At 69.5% G+C, this 14367-nt stretch carries 17 protein-coding genes and 3 tRNA genes; 12 read left to right on the forward strand and 8 right to left on the reverse strand.

From position 1 onward, the window contains the following. The first annotated feature begins 9 nt into the window (after positions 1 to 9). The 4 genes from ACIHCQ_RS24625 to ACIHCQ_RS24640 all read left to right on the forward strand — a co-directional run bounded on the left by ACIHCQ_RS24625 (position 10) and on the right by ACIHCQ_RS24640 (position 4633). Positions 10 to 1659, forward strand: coding sequence for an NADH-quinone oxidoreductase subunit M (locus ACIHCQ_RS24625; protein ID WP_399666350.1), 1650 nt, complete (start codon positions 10 to 12; stop codon positions 1657 to 1659). Beyond that, positions 1656 to 3233 carry an NADH-quinone oxidoreductase subunit N gene (locus ACIHCQ_RS24630; RefSeq protein WP_399666147.1) on the forward strand — a complete coding sequence of 526 codons (1578 nt, stop codon included), beginning with the start codon at positions 1656 to 1658 and terminating at the stop codon, positions 3231 to 3233. Before ACIHCQ_RS24625 ends, ACIHCQ_RS24630 begins: the two co-directional genes overlap by 4 nt. Before the next feature lie 147 nt (positions 3234 to 3380). Next, on the forward strand, positions 3381 to 4244 hold the full coding sequence (gene htpX, locus ACIHCQ_RS24635; protein WP_399666149.1) for a zinc metalloprotease HtpX: 864 nt from the start codon (positions 3381 to 3383) through the stop codon (positions 4242 to 4244). After that, positions 4241 to 4633, forward strand: coding sequence for a YccF domain-containing protein (locus tag ACIHCQ_RS24640; protein ID WP_399666152.1), 393 nt, complete (start codon positions 4241 to 4243; stop codon positions 4631 to 4633). The genes htpX and ACIHCQ_RS24640 overlap by 4 nt, the downstream gene beginning before the upstream one ends. A gap of 113 nt (positions 4634 to 4746) precedes the next feature. Here the strand turns inward: ACIHCQ_RS24640 and ACIHCQ_RS24645 are convergent, their stop codons facing one another. Next, on the reverse strand, positions 4747 to 5982 hold the full coding sequence (locus ACIHCQ_RS24645) for an APC family permease (RefSeq protein WP_399666155.1): 1236 nt from the start codon (positions 5980 to 5982) through the stop codon (positions 4747 to 4749). Between the two features lie 130 nt (positions 5983 to 6112). Between ACIHCQ_RS24645 and ACIHCQ_RS24650 the strand changes: the two genes are divergently transcribed. After that, entirely contained in the window at positions 6113 to 6382 is a 270-nt protein-coding gene (locus tag ACIHCQ_RS24650) for a GlsB/YeaQ/YmgE family stress response membrane protein (RefSeq protein WP_399666158.1), read from the forward strand. Positions 6383 to 6414: 32 nt separating this feature from the next. On the opposite strand, the gene ACIHCQ_RS24655 is transcribed toward ACIHCQ_RS24650, so the two are convergent. From ACIHCQ_RS24655 to ACIHCQ_RS24665, 3 genes are all read right to left on the reverse strand, one after another. Beyond that, positions 6415 to 7080, reverse strand: coding sequence for an alpha-ketoglutarate-dependent dioxygenase AlkB family protein (locus tag ACIHCQ_RS24655; RefSeq protein WP_399666161.1), 666 nt, complete (start codon positions 7078 to 7080; stop codon positions 6415 to 6417). Beyond that, positions 7077 to 7589: a methylated-DNA--[protein]-cysteine S-methyltransferase gene (locus ACIHCQ_RS24660; protein ID WP_399666164.1), complete on the reverse strand. Its 513-nt coding sequence runs from the start codon at positions 7587 to 7589 to the stop codon at positions 7077 to 7079. The genes ACIHCQ_RS24655 and ACIHCQ_RS24660 overlap by 4 nt, the downstream gene beginning before the upstream one ends. A 129-nt stretch (positions 7590 to 7718) precedes the next feature. Further along, a complete protein-coding gene (locus tag ACIHCQ_RS24665) occupies positions 7719 to 8210 on the reverse strand; it encodes a YajQ family cyclic di-GMP-binding protein (RefSeq protein ID WP_399666166.1) in 492 nt (163 codons plus the stop codon). Between the two features lie 236 nt (positions 8211 to 8446). Between ACIHCQ_RS24665 and ACIHCQ_RS24670 the strand changes: the two genes are divergently transcribed. Next, positions 8447 to 8528: transfer RNA gene (locus ACIHCQ_RS24670), tRNA-Tyr, on the forward strand. Between the two features lie 130 nt (positions 8529 to 8658). Here the strand turns inward: ACIHCQ_RS24670 and ACIHCQ_RS24675 are convergent. From ACIHCQ_RS24675 to ACIHCQ_RS24690, 4 genes are all read right to left on the reverse strand, one after another. Beyond that, positions 8659 to 9120 (reverse strand): nucleoside 2-deoxyribosyltransferase domain-containing protein, encoded by a 462-nt coding sequence (locus ACIHCQ_RS24675; protein WP_399666168.1) that lies wholly within the window; start codon positions 9118 to 9120, stop codon positions 8659 to 8661. A 154-nt stretch (positions 9121 to 9274) separates the two neighbouring features. After that, entirely contained in the window at positions 9275 to 9772 is a 498-nt protein-coding gene (locus ACIHCQ_RS24680; protein ID WP_399666171.1) for a GyrI-like domain-containing protein, read from the reverse strand. Positions 9773 to 9847: 75 nt separating this feature from the next. Next, positions 9848 to 10504, reverse strand: coding sequence for an SDR family oxidoreductase (locus ACIHCQ_RS24685; RefSeq protein WP_399666174.1), 657 nt, complete (start codon positions 10502 to 10504; stop codon positions 9848 to 9850). A 126-nt stretch (positions 10505 to 10630) separates the two neighbouring features. Continuing rightward, positions 10631 to 11887, reverse strand: coding sequence for an amidohydrolase family protein (locus ACIHCQ_RS24690; RefSeq protein ID WP_399666177.1), 1257 nt, complete (start codon positions 11885 to 11887; stop codon positions 10631 to 10633). Between the two features lie 244 nt (positions 11888 to 12131). Between ACIHCQ_RS24690 and ACIHCQ_RS24695 the strand changes: the two genes are divergently transcribed. The 6 genes from ACIHCQ_RS24695 to ACIHCQ_RS24720 all read left to right on the forward strand — a co-directional run bounded on the left by ACIHCQ_RS24695 (position 12132) and on the right by ACIHCQ_RS24720 (position 14359). Further along, a tRNA-Thr gene (locus ACIHCQ_RS24695) sits at positions 12132 to 12204 on the forward strand. Between the two features lie 46 nt (positions 12205 to 12250). Further along, a tRNA-Met gene (locus tag ACIHCQ_RS24700) sits at positions 12251 to 12323 on the forward strand. A gap of 89 nt (positions 12324 to 12412) precedes the next feature. After that, entirely contained in the window at positions 12413 to 12577 is a 165-nt protein-coding gene (gene rpmG / locus ACIHCQ_RS24705; protein WP_030986111.1) for a 50S ribosomal protein L33, read from the forward strand. A 207-nt stretch (positions 12578 to 12784) separates the two neighbouring features. Continuing rightward, positions 12785 to 13246 carry a MaoC family dehydratase N-terminal domain-containing protein gene (locus ACIHCQ_RS24710; RefSeq protein WP_399666180.1) on the forward strand — a complete coding sequence of 154 codons (462 nt, stop codon included), beginning with the start codon at positions 12785 to 12787 and terminating at the stop codon, positions 13244 to 13246. Next, positions 13246 to 13674 carry a MaoC family dehydratase gene (locus tag ACIHCQ_RS24715; RefSeq protein ID WP_399666183.1) on the forward strand — a complete coding sequence of 143 codons (429 nt, stop codon included), beginning with the start codon at positions 13246 to 13248 and terminating at the stop codon, positions 13672 to 13674. Before ACIHCQ_RS24710 ends, ACIHCQ_RS24715 begins: the two co-directional genes overlap by 1 nt. A 121-nt stretch (positions 13675 to 13795) precedes the next feature. Beyond that, positions 13796 to 14359 (forward strand): TetR/AcrR family transcriptional regulator, encoded by a 564-nt coding sequence (locus tag ACIHCQ_RS24720; protein ID WP_399666186.1) that lies wholly within the window; start codon positions 13796 to 13798, stop codon positions 14357 to 14359. Positions 14360 to 14367 lie beyond the last annotated feature (8 nt).

Raw genomic sequence — 14367 nt, forward strand, 5'->3', positions numbered from 1 at the left:
GAGTCCGTGATGCAGTTCCTTCTCGCGTTCATCGTCGTCGGCCCGCTGGTGGGGGCCGCCGCGGCGCTCCTGCCCGCCCCACCCGGTCTGCGGGGCACCAGCCCCGACCAGGCGGTACTACGACACGGCGTGACCGTCACCGGCGCGATCCTGCTCGCCGCGGTCGTCCTGGCCCTCGGCTTCGACCACGACCAGCCGTCACGGATGCAGGCCACGACAGACATCAAATGGATCCCCGCGCTCGATGTGCGGATCCACCTGGGCATCGATGGCATTTCGCTCCCCCTTGTCGTTCTGACCGCGCTACTGACCTTCCTCTGCGCGCTGTACAGCTACTTCAAGATGCCCGCGGGCCCGTCCCCGAAGGCTTTCGTCGCGCTGCTGCTCGTCCTGGAATCCGGGACCCTCGCGACCTTCGCCGTCCTCGATCTGCTGCTCTTCTTCCTGGCCTTCGAGATGGTGCTCATCCCGATGTACTTCCTCATCGCCCGCTGGGGCGGCGATGAGCGGCAGGCCGCCGCCTGGAAGTTCATCCTCTACACGCTGCTCGGCTCCGTCGTCATGCTGCTCGGCCTGCTGCTGATCGGGCTGCAGACCGGCACATTCGACATGGTGGCACTCGCCACTGACAACGGCCGGGGTCTCACCTCATCCACGCAGGTCATCGCCGTTTTGGCGATCGGTGTCGGCCTCGCGGTGAAGACTCCGATGTGGCCGCTGCACAGCTGGCTCCCCGACGCCCACACCGCGGCGCCGACCGTCGGCTCCGTTCTCCTCGCGGGCGTCCTACTGAAGATGGGTACGTACGGCTTTGTCCGCATCGTCCTGCCCATCGCCCCCGATGGCATGCACACGTTCGCGCCGTATCTCGCCGCCTTCGCCGTCGCCGGCATCGTCTACGGATCCCTGGCCTGCCTCGCCCTGGCCAGACAGGGCGCGGGCGGCGATCTCAAGCGGCTGATCGCCTACTCCTCCGTCGGTCACATGGGCTTCGTACTCCTCGGCATCGCCACGATGACCCCCACCGGCGTCAACGGCGCGCTCTTCGCCAATATCGCCCACGGCCTCATCACCGGCCTGCTCTTCTTCCTGGTCGGAGCGCTCAAGGACCGCTACGGCACCGCCGACCTCGACACCCTCGCCGGAGCCACCGGCGCCGCGCTCTACGGCCGCGCCCCCCGCCTGGGCGGCTTCCTCGCCTTCGGCGCGGTCGCCTCCCTCGGCCTGCCGGGCCTTGCCGGATTCTGGGGCGAGATGCTCACGATGTTCGGGGCCTTCGACCCCGCCGACGGCCTCAGCCGCCCCGCCTTCCTCACCTTCATGGCGATCGCCGGCTTCGGCACCCTGCTCACCGCCGCGTACCTCCTCGTCGTCGTACGCCGTGTCTGCATGGGCGTGATTCCCGCCGAGCAGCACGCCGGGCAGTCCGCCGGGCAGTCCGCTGAGCAGCCCGTCGGGAAGTCGGCCGGAAAGTCGGCCGTGCGGCCCGTCGAGCAGGCGCCGGCCGGGACACCGGCGATCGCCGACATTCAGGGGTACGAATTCGCGGCCTGGACCCCGCTCGTCGCTCTCACCGTCCTCGCCGGACTCTGGCCCGCGGTCCTCCTCGGCCTCACCGACCCGGCCGTGCAGAAGCTCCTCTCAGGAGGCAAGTCGTGACCGTGGCCGCCGACAGCGTCACCAGCCTCGTCCAGTCCGTCGACTGGCTCACGATCGCGCCGCCCACCATCACCGCCGTGGTCGCCCTGATCATCCTGGTCGCCGACCTCTTCCTCCCGGACAGGCGCAAGTGGCTGCTGGGCGCCTTCGCGATCGCCGGCCTCGTCGCCGCGCTCGTCCCTCTGGTGCCGCTGCGCCGAGGCGACCGTGAGACGTTCTGTCTCACCACCGACGCCGACGCCTGCAGCTATACCGCCGATCACTTCACGCTGGTCATCCAGCTTCTGGTGCTCGGCGGAGCGCTGCTCACCGCACTGCTCTCCCTCACCGAGACCCGCAAGAGGCTCCCCGCGGGCGAGTTCTGGTTCCTGCTGCTCTCCTCCGCCGCGGGCGCGGCCCTGTTGCCCGCCTCGCGCGACCTGGCCACCCTTGTCGTCGCCCTTGAGGTCGCCTCGCTGCCCGCTTTCGCGCTCGTCGGTCTGCGGCGCGGTGACCGGCTCTCCAGCGAAGCGGCCCTGAAGTTCTTCCTCTCCTCGGTCACCGCGACCGCCGTGATGCTGCTCGGCGTCAGCTTTGTGTACGCCACGACGGGCACCCTCCACCTCACCCAGATCGCCTCCGAGCTCGGCAACGTGCCCGGTCAGCTGGACACCCTCGCCAAGGCGGGCGTCGCCCTGACCCTCGTCGGCTTCGCCTTCAAGACGGCGGCGGTCCCGTTCCACTTCTGGGTTCCCGACACCTATGTGGGCGCGCCGCTGCCCGTCGCCGCGTACCTCTCCGTCGTCGGAAAGGCGGTCGGCTTCTCCGGCCTCATCCTGGTGACCGTTGTCGCGTTCCCCGGGTACGCGGACGTCTGGGGTCCGGCCATCGCCGTCCTCGCGGGCCTCACCATGACCGCGGGCAACGTCGCGGCCCTGCGCCAGTCGGCCACGCGGACGTGGAGCGCGGTTCGCCTGCTGGCCTGGTCCTCCGTGGCGCAGGCGGGCTACCTCCTGGTGCCGATCGCCGCCGCCGCGTACTCCAGCGACGACCAGATCGGCGCGACCGTCGCGTACGCCCTGATGTACGCCGTCGTGAACCTCGGGGCGTTCGCGGTCGCGGCGCTCGTCGCCCGTACCCGGCCGCTGAACCGCATCTCCGACTACCGCGGCCTCTACGCCACTCGCCCGCTCACCGCCCTCGCGATGGGCTTCTTCCTGCTCTCCCTGGCCGGTCTGCCGCCGGGCATCATCGGCCTCTTCGCCAAGGTGACCGTCTTCTCATCGGCCGTCGACGCGGGCCTGGGATGGCTGGCCGTCATCATGGCCGTCAACGTGGTGATCGCGCTCTACTACTACCTCCAGTGGACGGCGATCCTCTTCCGCGCGCCGGAGACCGCGCCGGAGACCGCGCCCGGGGCAGCCTCTGAGGCCGTCCCGGAAGCCGCCGGGGCGAGGGCAGCGAAGGCCGAACCGGTCAGGAAGCGCGCCCCGGCCCCCGTCACCGTGGCCATCGCCCTGACCGCCGCCGTCGGCGTCATCCTCTCCGGCTACCCCCAACTGGTGCTCCGCTTCGCGGCGGAGAGCATGTTCTGAGCACCACTCCAATGGCCCAACCCTGGGTCGAGCGCACAAGGGAACTAGCGTCCTTCGCCTGGCGTTGACCAGTACAGAAGGGTCCACTGGAGAGTGGAGCACCGCTACGCAAAGGGTTCCCCTGCCGCACTATTTGGAGGGCGTACCGTGCACCGCCGGCACAATGGGCTGAAGACCGCCGTACTCCTCGGGGGACTGTCGGCGCTCATCCTCGTCATCGGCAGCTTCTTCGGCCGTACGGGCTTGGTCGTCGCGCTCCTCCTTGCGCTCGGCACCAACGCGTACGCCTACTGGAACAGCGACAAGCTGGCGCTGCGCGCCATGCGCGCCCGCCCCGTCAGCGAGTTCCAGGCCCCCGCGCTCTACCGCCTGGTCCGCGAACTCTCCACCGCGGCCCGCCAGCCCATGCCCCGCCTGTACATCTCGCCGACCCAGGCCCCCAACGCCTTCGCCACCGGCCGCAATCCGCGCAACGCCGCCGTCTGCTGCACCGAGGGGATCCTCCAGCTCCTGGACGAGCGCGAGCTGCGCGGCGTCATCGGCCACGAGCTCAGCCATGTCTACAACCGCGACATCCTGATCTCCTCGGTCGCGGGCGCGCTCGCCTCCGTCGTGATGTTCCTGGTGAACTTCGCCTGGCTGATTCCCATCGGCCGCTCCGACGACGACGAGGGCCCCGGCCTGGTCGGGATGCTGCTGGTCATGCTTCTCGGCCCGCTGGCCGCCTCCGTGATCCAGCTCGCCGTCAGCCGCTCGCGCGAGTACGAGGCCGACTCCTCGGGCGCCCAGCTCACCGGCGATCCGCTCGCCCTCGCGTCCGCCCTGCGCAAACTCGACGCCGGTACGAAGCGGTTGCCGCTGCCACCCGAGCCGCGGATCGAGACCGCCAGCCACATGATGATCGCGAACCCTTTCCGCCCCGGCCGCGGTGTCTCCCGAATGTTCTCCACCCATCCGCCCATGGCTGAACGCATCGCCCGGCTCGAAAAGATGGCAGGTCATCGCCCGTGAAGACAATTCTGAACGTCATATGGCTGGTGCTGAGCGGCTTCTGGCTGTTCCTCGGGTATCTGCTGGCGGGCGTCCTCCTCTGCATCACGGTCATCGGGATCCCGTTCGGTCTCGCGGCCTTCCGTATCGGCGTCTACGCCCTATGGCCCTTCGGCTATACGGCCGTCGACCGCCGCGACGCCGGGGCGCCCTCCTGCATAGGCAACGTCCTGTGGTTGGTCCTCGCCGGCTGGTGGCTCGCGCTCGGGCACATCGTCACGGGCATCGTGCTCTGCGTCACGATCATCGGCATCCCGTTCGGCATCGCGAACTTCAAGCTCATCCCTGTCTCCCTCATGCCGCTGGGCAAAGAGATCGTGCCGACGGATCAGCCATTCGCCTCGCGGTAGGCACCGGGAACCGGACGGCGGCCGACCCTCCGCACGTCTGCACATCCGCACGTCTGCACGTCTGCACATCCGAACGTCCGCACCGATCGCCCTCTGTCGCCCTGTCGTCGGCTTCAGGTCCCCGCCCCGGGCCTGAACCGTCGCGCGCCGTACAACCCCGCGCCCACCACCAGCACCCCCGCGCCCGCGACCACCGACGACAGCGGTAGCGCGAAGGCCAGCACCAGACAACCCACGAGTCCACAACTCGCCAATGCCCGGCTTCGGGAACTGAGCGTCCATGCTGAGGCGTTGGCAATGGTGTAGTAGACCAGCACTCCGAACGACGAGAAGCCGATCGCCCCGCGCAGATCCGCCGTCGCCGCCACCACCGCGACGACCATCCCCACGGCCAGCTCCGCGCGGTGCGGAACCTGAAAGCGCGGGTGCACGGCGGCCAGAGCGCCCGGCAGATGACCGTCCCGGGCCATCGCCAGCGTCGTACGCGAGACGCCGAGAATGAGCGCGAGCAGAGACCCGAGCGCCGCCACCGAGGCTCCTACCCGTACTACGGGCGCGAGCCATGCCGCGTCCGCCGCCCGTACCGCATCGGCGAGCGGCGCCGTCGCCTGCCCCAGCCCACTGGCTCCCAGCACAGAGAGGACCGAGACCGCGATACACGCATAGACCACCAGCGTGATCCCCAGCGCCAGCGGGACGGCGCGCGGGATCGTACGGGCCGGATCCCGTACCTCCTCGCCCAGCGTGGCGATCCGGGCGTACCCGGCGAAGGCGAAGAACAGCAGCCCCGCCGCCTGGAGCACCCCGCCGACCGAGGCGTCCACGCCCACGTCCAGCCGCCCGAAGTCCGTCGTCCCCGAGCCGAGGGAGACCGCCACGACCGCAGCGAGGACCGCCAGCACCACCGCCACGATCGCCCGCGTCAGCCACGCCGACTTCTGAACGCCCCCATAGTTCACGGCAGTCAGCGACACCACCGCGGCGACCGCCACCGCATGCGCCTGATCCGGCCACGCGTACGCCCCGACCGTCAGCGCCATCGCCGCGCACGAAGCGGTCTTCCCGACGATGAACGCCCAACCCGCCAGATACCCCCAGAACGCGCCGAGCCGCTCCCGTCCGTACACATAGGTCCCGCCGGACGCCGGATACAGGGCGGCGAGCCGCGCCGACGACATGGCGTTGCAGTACGCGACCACCGCGGCCAGCGCCAGCCCCGGTAGCAACCCCGACCCGGCGGCCCGGGCCGCCGGGCCCAGCGCCGCGAAGATGCCCGCCCCGACCATCGATCCCAGCCCGATGACGACCGCGTCGAAGACGCCGAGTGACCGACGCAGCTCCTGTGTCATGTGTCGCAGGCTACTGATCTCCGCAACCGCGCTCTGTCCTCCCGGCGTCCCCCGGAACAACGACGAACGAACGACCGATCGACAGTACGACCGATTGATGGAATGACTGCACGAAAGGCAGGTTCACGGCATGAGCATCATCAGCTGGATCATTCTCGGGCTGCTCGCCGGCGCCATAGCCAAGTTCCTGCTCCCCGGCCGGGACCCGGGCGGCCTGATCGGCACCACCCTGATAGGCGTCGCCGGTGCCTTCATCGGTGGCTGGATATCGGCGCGCTTCCTGGACCGGTCCATCACGAATGAGTTCTACGACGGAGCCACCTGGGCTTCGGCCATCGGCGGCGCGCTCGTCCTGCTGATCGGCTACCGGCTGCTGTTCGGCCACTCCCGCTCGCGCTAGCGCGCTCTCGTCGGCGCGCTCCCGTTGGCACGCTATCGCCCGCTGAGGCCGGTCTCGCGCAGGGTGATGTTCAGCCGTCCGTCGCTCATCCCCGTCGCGGCCTCGGCCGTCCCTGGGTACACCTTCGGGACTCCGTGGTACGCGAACCGGGCCGGGCCGCCGAAGACGAACAGGTCTCCGGAGGCCAGCTCCACATCCGTGTACGGCCGCCCCCGCGTCTCGGTGTTGCCGAACCGGAAGACGCAGGTGTCGCCGATGCTCAACGACACCACCGGCGCACTGGACCGCTCCTCCTTGTCCTGGTGCATCCCCATCTTCGCCGTGCCGTCATAGAAGTTGATCAATGCGGTGTCAGGGGTGTAGCCATGATGCCCGCCGTACGCCTCGACCAGGGCGGTACGCCCCAACTCCACAAGCCAGTCGGGGAATTCGGCGACCCGCGCGCCGTTCACATCGTCCGCGGTGCGCGTGTACCGGTACGGCTGCCAGTGCCAGCCCACGCAGACCGTCTGCACGGACATCACGCCGCCGCCCGGCAGCGCCGTGTGCCGGACAGGGACGGGACCGCGCGCCCAGGTCCGGCAGGCCTCGACCAGTTCCCGCTGGCGCCCTACCGTCAGCCACCCCGGCACATGCACGGCCCCGGGGGTGACGACGGTCCGTTCCCTCGGGGGCCGCGGGAACAGCGTTCCGGTCACGACGCCGCCAGTGTGCGTACGCCCTCGATCCCGAGGAGCCGCTCCTTGCGCTCCAGCCCGGCCGCGTACCCTCGCAGGGCCCCGTCGGCTCCGATCACCCGGTGGCACGGCCGGACGATGAGCAGCGGGTTGCGTCCGATCGCGGTTCCCACCGCCCGTACCCCCACAGCGGACGTGCCGACCCGCTCGGCGATCTGTCCATACGTCGCCGTCGCCCCGTACGGAATGTCCTCCAGTGCCTGCCATACGCGCCGCTGGAACGCCGTTCCGCCGTCGACGTACTCGATCTCGAAGCGCGTCAGCCGGCCCTCGAAGTACGACGTCAGCTGCCCGCCGACCTCCTCGAAGGCCGCCGAAGCGCACCGCCACCCGTCCTGGACGACGGCTGCGCCCTTCTGTCCGGGCAGCGAGAGCGAGGCGAGCGCAATGCCGCCTTTCGCCGTGGCGGACTCCTCGCCGACCAGCAGCAAATCGCCCAGAGGGCTGTCAGTGATCGCGTAGACCGTCATGGCCTGTTCCCTTCCTCGCAGCACATTTACGCCTACGAGTCTGCGACCCCCGCCCCGCCGAAGCTGGCGGTATTCGGACACCGCATACGACCGGGACACCGCATACGACCGGACACGGCCCGCCCGGCGTCAGCGGTAGTTCACATACTGCAACGCGAAGTCGAAGTCCTGCTCCTTCAGCAGCGCCTGCACGGCCTGGAGGTCGTCCCGGCTCTTCGAGCTGACCCGCAGCTCATCGCCCTGGACCTGCGCCTTGACGCCCTTCGGACCCTCATCGCGGATGATCTTGGCGACCTTCTTGGCGTTCTCCTGGGAGATGCCCTCCTCGATCGAGGCGAAGATCTTGTACTCCTTGCCGGACAGCTGGGGCTCGCCCGCGTCCAGCGCCTTCAGCGAGATTCCGCGCTTGACCAGCTTGGACTGGAAGACGTCGAGGATGGCGGCCACCCGCTCCTCGGAGTTCGCCTGCATAACGATCTTGTCGTCGCCGGACCAGGCGATCGAAGCCCCGACGTTCTTGAAGTCGTAGCGCTGAGAGATCTCCTTCGCGGCCTGGTTGAGGGCGTTGTCGACCTCCTGCCGCTCGACCTTCGAGACGATGTCGAAACTGGAGTCGGCCATGTCCTGTGGCTCCTTGTGTCGGGGTATCGGGGTGTCGGGGTACCGGGAATCGGGGTCTGGCATGCGTCGGGACGCATGCGGAAGCGCCCGGGGCGCCCCCGCAAGCCTAGTCACCCGTGACCGCCCGAGGACTGATCAATACGGTGGCGGAGCACCCCCGGGCATCAGGTATCGTTTACGTCGTTGCTACGGAGTACCGCGCCGCACCACAGCGGTCGGCTCCGGAGTGATCCCATGGCGGTGTGCCCGAGTGGCCAATGGGAACGGACTGTAAATCCGTCGGCTTAGCCTACCCAGGTTCGAATCCTGGCGCCGCCACATGATGACGATGGCCCCTGATCTGCGGAAACGCGGAGCAGGGGCCATCGTCATGAAGCTCTCCGGCTCCGACCCGTCGCGGACAGTCGCGGACAAGTCACTGACCGGTCTGGAACCAGTCGCCGCCCGGTTACGCTCCGACCGCGTCGAGCAGGCGCATCGCCGTCCGTACCGTCTCCCGCAGCGAGTCGTGCACCAGCACCTCCGGCCGTTCCAGGGCGAGTTGTTCGACGACGTCCAGGCGGCGGCCGTACGCGGGGTCCGTGCCCACCGCGAGGGGTTTCCCACGGGCGGCGTGCGCGCCCAGTTCGTACAGGGCGATCGGCTGCATGCTGTCGCTTGCCGGAAACCAGAAGAGGATCACGTCCGCCCGCGCCAGGTGGCGGTGCTCCCACGCGATCTGCTCGGGGGCTGCCGCCGGGTCCTCGACCGAGAACGCAGTGCGCCGCGGGTTGAAGATCTTTGCCCGGCAGCCGGCCGCGTCCAGTCGCCGTACGGCCCGCAGCTGCCAGTCCGGGCAGCCGCTGATCCCGCCGGCCAGGAAGAGCGATGGCCCGGGCAGCCGCTCGTCCGCCTCATTCGGGGCCTCCACATAGCGCCCCGCCCGAGCCGAAACACGAGCAAAAGCCTGACCGGCGGCCTGACCGGCGGCCTGACCGGCGGCCTGACCGGCGGCCTGAGCGGAAGCCGAAGCCGAAGCCGAAGCCGAAGCCTGAGCGGCGCCTCGAACATCACCGCTGCCCATCTCAGTGCGCCAGCCGGAACGCGAGCCCGATCTCCCACTTGGACATCTCCGGCTCCACCCGTGGGTCGGTCAGATACGACTCGACACGGCAGCCCCAGCGCTCGACCCCGTCCACCACCGTCATGTCCCACTCCAGGCCCTCCCGCTCCGCCCACCGCCGCAGCTCGGTGATGGTCCCGAACAGCTTGTCGGGATGGCCCACATGGACCGCCGTCACATACCGGCCCGCGGGCAGCATTGCGATGCGGATGTCGCCCTCCGGCTCCGGAGCGGCGATGACCGGCACGCCCGCCTCGACCTCCGACTCGCCCTCCATGTTGATGGCGTTGAAGCGGAAGAACGGAGCGCCGTTGAACTCCGCCCCGTGGCCGGTCAGCCAGGCGACCAGTTCCGGCAGCCGGTCCGCGATCGAGGCGAAGGCGTTCATCCGTACGGAGCCGCGGATGAAGGCGTACAGCTGTTCCTCGCGCTCTACGACCGCAGGCTGGATTTCAGGCATGCGATTCCTCGGTTTCCTGCTCCTAGGCTCTTAGGTTCCCTGCTCCTTGGTTCTCCGGTGCTCCGTTCCCGATGATCAGTTCCCCGCGACATCCTTCACCGCGACCGTCACCGGCACCGACCCGCTGATCAGCTCCAGCGTCAGTCCCGCCGTCGCCGGCGTCTCCACCAACTCCGCGAGCACCGCCGCCACATCGTCCCGCGGTACCGTCCCCCGCCCGGTCGACGCTTTCAGTTGCACGAGCCCGGTGCCCGCGTCGTTCGTCAGCCCACCCGGCCGCAGAATCGTCCAGTCGAGCCCGGACCTGGCCCGTACGTTCTCGTCCGCCTCGCCCTTCGCCCGCAGGTAGACGTCGAACTCCTCGTCGCCCGCGTGCCCCGCGTCCGCGCCCATCGAGGACACCACGAGGTACCGCCGTACGCCCGCCCGTTCCGCCGCGTCCGCGAAGAGCACCGCGGCGTCCCGGTCGACCGTGTCCTTGCGTGCGGCGCCGCTTCCCGGGCCCGCGCCCGCCGCGAAGACCGCGACGTCGGCGCCCCGCAGCACCGCTGCGACCTCCTCCACCGACGCCGACTCCAGGTCCAGGACGACCGGCTCGGCTCCCGCCCCCCGCAGGTCGGCGGCGTGTCCCGCGCTGCGGACGATGCCCGCGACCTGGTGTCCTCCCGCCGACAGCAGCCGCTCAAGTCGGAGCGCGATCTGACCGTGTCCTCCAGCGATGACAATGCGCATGCCTACGACGGTACGTCCGAAGCGCGGGCTCCGCTCAAGCGCGGGCTCCGCTCAGGAACCGCCACGCACGGATGCCGCCCCCTCGACCGTACTTGCTCGTCCGAGCTCGGGCTTGCTCAGGCTTGCTCAGGGACCGGCGTCCGGCCGCCCCTGCCGCGGCAGTTCGAGCGCGACAGCGATCGCCGAGTCGCAGTACTCACGGACCGCGCTCGTACGCGCCACCACCCGCCCGTGGTGAATGACGATCCGGCTGTACGCGAGCGACAGCACCCCCGAGATCCGCTCTCCGCGCACCGCCAGCAGCTCCGCCGGGAATCCGGCCTCCACCCGCACCTCCGGCAGCCCCATCGCCTCCCTGGCCACCGTGGCCACCGCCCCGTACGCGTCCCCCGCCCGCAACCTGCCCTGTGAGGCCAGCAGGTACGCCGCCTCCAGCGGATCTCCCCGGCCCACCGGATTCGAGACGTCCCGCATGGTGCCGCTGCCCGCCGCGACCCGGACTCCGGCCGCACGCAACAGCCGTACGGGTGCGCTGCCCCGCCGCTCCACGGCCCCGCAGCCGCCCTGCGGCAGGCACACCACCGTGACGCCCGCCGCCGCGAGCTGGTCGGCCGCCCTGGCGGCCGCCTCGCGCGGCAGCCGCGCGAGCCCCGCGCACGGCCCGATCACCACCCCCGGCCGAAGCCCGCCCGCCATCGCCGCCAGCCGGGCGAGCCGCGCCGGGTCGTCCCCATGGGTGTGCAGGTCGACAGGGCGGCCGTGCTCGGCGGCGAGCTCCAGCACCGTCTCCGCGTACCCGGCCGGATCGGGGTCGGCGTCCGGGCAGCCGCCCACCACGCCCGCGCCCATCTTCACGGCGTCCCGCAGCATCGCCAGCCCGTCCGCCCCCGCTACGCCGGTGAGCAGCCGGGGCACGGCGACGGCCGTCAGGTCGGCGAGCCCGCGCAGCGAGCGCCGCGCCTGGAGGACCGCCTCCAACGGGTCGAGGCCCTGCACATCACCGATCCGTACGTGCGAGCGCAGCGCCGTTGCCCCGTGCCCCAGTTGGAGCAACGCCGCCTCGGTGGCACGTCGCTGGACGTCCTCGATCTCGTACGAGACGGGGCCGGGGGCGGGAGCGTCCGCCGTGAGCACGGTGTCCCCATGGGTGTGCGGCTCGGCGGGGGCGGGGAGCAGCAGATATCCGCTCAGGTCGAGGCGGGAGGAGTGCGGGGCGAGGCTGCCCGCGGTGCCGACCGCCTCGATGCGTCCGCCGTTGAGCCGTACGTCGACGATGCGGCCATCCATGAGCCGGGCGCCGCTGAGCAGCAGCGTGCCGGCGTGGCCGGTGCCGACGGAGGCGGCGGAGGCGTCGTTGGGGGGTGGCGGCTGACTGTCCGGCATCGCGCTCCTGTGTGGGGCGGTGGGTTCGTTCGAGCCTAGGGGCGCTCGGGGCGCGCTTCGAGGAGGAGGGCAATAGTCGTACTGGCGTGGCTGCGCGTGGCGTACGCAGGGAGCACACGCGGCTATGAGCGGCGCACGAGGGGCGCATGGGTGGCGTACGGGACGTCCGGGGCGGAAGCCGGGCAGCCGGACCCGAAACGGATTTGGGCGATCGGCGACCGAGCGTGTAATGTCTTCATCGCTCGCCCCAATAGCTCAGTCGGTAGAGCGTCTCCATGGTAAGGAGAAGGTCTACGGTTCGATTCCGTATTGGGGCTCTGATGTCGGTGATCCTCACCTTCGGGTGAGGGGATCCGGTATCGCAGCGGTGTAGCTCAGTCGGTAGAGCAAGCGGCTCATAATCGCTGTGTCACCGGTTCAAGTCCGGTCACCGCTACACACAGTAGCCGATTGCGGGGTCGGTCCTCCGATCGGCTACTCTTTTATGCGTTCATCCCTTTACAGTCCCGCCCAAGGAGCACTCACGTGGCTGCCACCGACGTCCGCCCGAAGATCACGCTGGCCTGCGTGGAGTGCAAGGAGCGGAACTACATCACCAAGAAGAACCGGCGTAACGACCCGGACCGTCTTGAGATGAAGAAGCACTGCCCGCGCTGCAAGTCCCACACGGCGCACCGCGAAACGCGCTGAATCAGGCTCGTATACGAGGCCGTCCCCACTGGGGGCGGCCTCGTGTCGTTTGCTGTGTTGCGTGCGCGATCTGCGCGGTCCGCGGTCCATTCGGATCCGGCTCATGGTCCATTCGGGTCCAGCTCACGGTCCATCCGAGTTCAGCCCGCGGTCCATCCATCCCGGTGCAGTAGGCAATCCATCAGGCCATCAGGAGGGAACCAGCCCATGGCGCTCGACCAGTCCTTCGTGGGGCGGACCTACCCGCCCACCCCGCCTTACGAGGTCGGCCGGGAAAAGATCCGCGAGTTCGCCGAGGCGGTGGGCGACGCCAATCCCGCGTACACCGATCAGGAAGCCGCCAAGGCGCTCGGCCACGCCGATGTGATCGCCCCGCCGACCTTCGCCTTCGTGATTACCTTCAAGGCCGCGCGAGAGGTCATTCAGGACCCGCTGCTGGGACTCGACTACGACCGCGTGGTGCACGGCGACCAGAAGTTCGCGTACACGCGGCCGGTGCGGGCGGGGGACCGGCTGTCGGTCTCCTCGACCATCGAGACGATCAAGTCTCTCGCGGGCAACGACGTCGTGGACGTGCGCGGCGAGGTGTACGACCAGGACGGCGAGCACGTCGTGACCGCGTGGACCAAGTTGGTCTCGCGCGCCCCCCAAGGGCCTGAGGAGGCGTGATGACGACGAAGATCTCTTACGCGGACGTCGAGGTCGGCACCGAGCTGCCGGCGCAGAGCTTTCCCGTGATGCGCGACACGCTGGTGCGGTACGCGGGCGCTTCCGGGGACTTCAATCCGATCCACTGGAACGAGAAGTTCGCCACGGAGGTTGGGCTTCCGGACGTGATCGCGCACGGCATGTTCACCATGGCTGCGGCGATCCGAGTGGTGACGGACTGGGTCGGCGACCCGGGGGCGGTCGTCGAGTACGGCGTCCGCTTCACCAGGCCCGTCATCGTGCCCAACGACGAGAAGGGCGCGCTGGTCGAGGTCAGCGCCAAGGTCGCGGCGAAGCTGGACGACAACCGGGTGCGCGTCGACCTGACGGCGATGAGCGCCGGGCAGAAAGTGCTGGGGATGTCCCGCGCGGTCGTCCAGCTCGCCTGACAGGCAGTAGGTGTGAGATGTAAGGGGTGTCCTCCTGGAAGGGCACCCCTTACGGCGGTCTCCCTGTCGACGTCCTCAACCCGCCTTGACAGCTTAGTGATTGGCCACTAACTTCGCCTTCATGGTCAGGATGAGCGCAGACGAGCGGCGCGAGAGCGTCATCCGCGCCGCGATCACCGAATTCGCGCGCGGCGGCTACCACGGCACCTCCACCGAGGTGATCGCCCAACGGGTCGGTGTCTCGCAGCCATACCTCTTCCGGCTCTTCAAGAACAAGCGTGAGCTGTTCCTCGCGGCGGCGCTCCGCTGTCTGGAGGAGACCCCGAAGGCGTTCGCCAAGGCCATGGAAGAGAGCCCCGACAGGCCACCGATCGACGCGATGGCCGCGGCGTACATGCGGCTCATAGACGACCGCGACATGCTGTTGATGCAGATGCAGATGTACGTCGCGGTGGCTTCCGCCGAGGTGGCGGGGGACCAGGAGTTCGGTGAGCGGATCAGGACCGGCTGGGTCGAGATCTGGGACCAGGCGCAGGTCACCTTCGCCGGGGACACCAAGCAGACGACCGACTTCCTGGCCTGCGGGATGCTGATCAACGTCCTGGTGGCGATGGGCTTCCCGGAGGACCACCGGGTGTGGTCCGGGCTCCACATGGCGGAGCTGCGGGTCGGCAGTAACAGCTAGTAACCGGT

It is taken from the genome of Streptomyces sp. NPDC052236 (assembly GCF_044548015.1).
Lineage (GTDB): Bacteria > Actinomycetota > Actinomycetes > Streptomycetales > Streptomycetaceae > Streptomyces.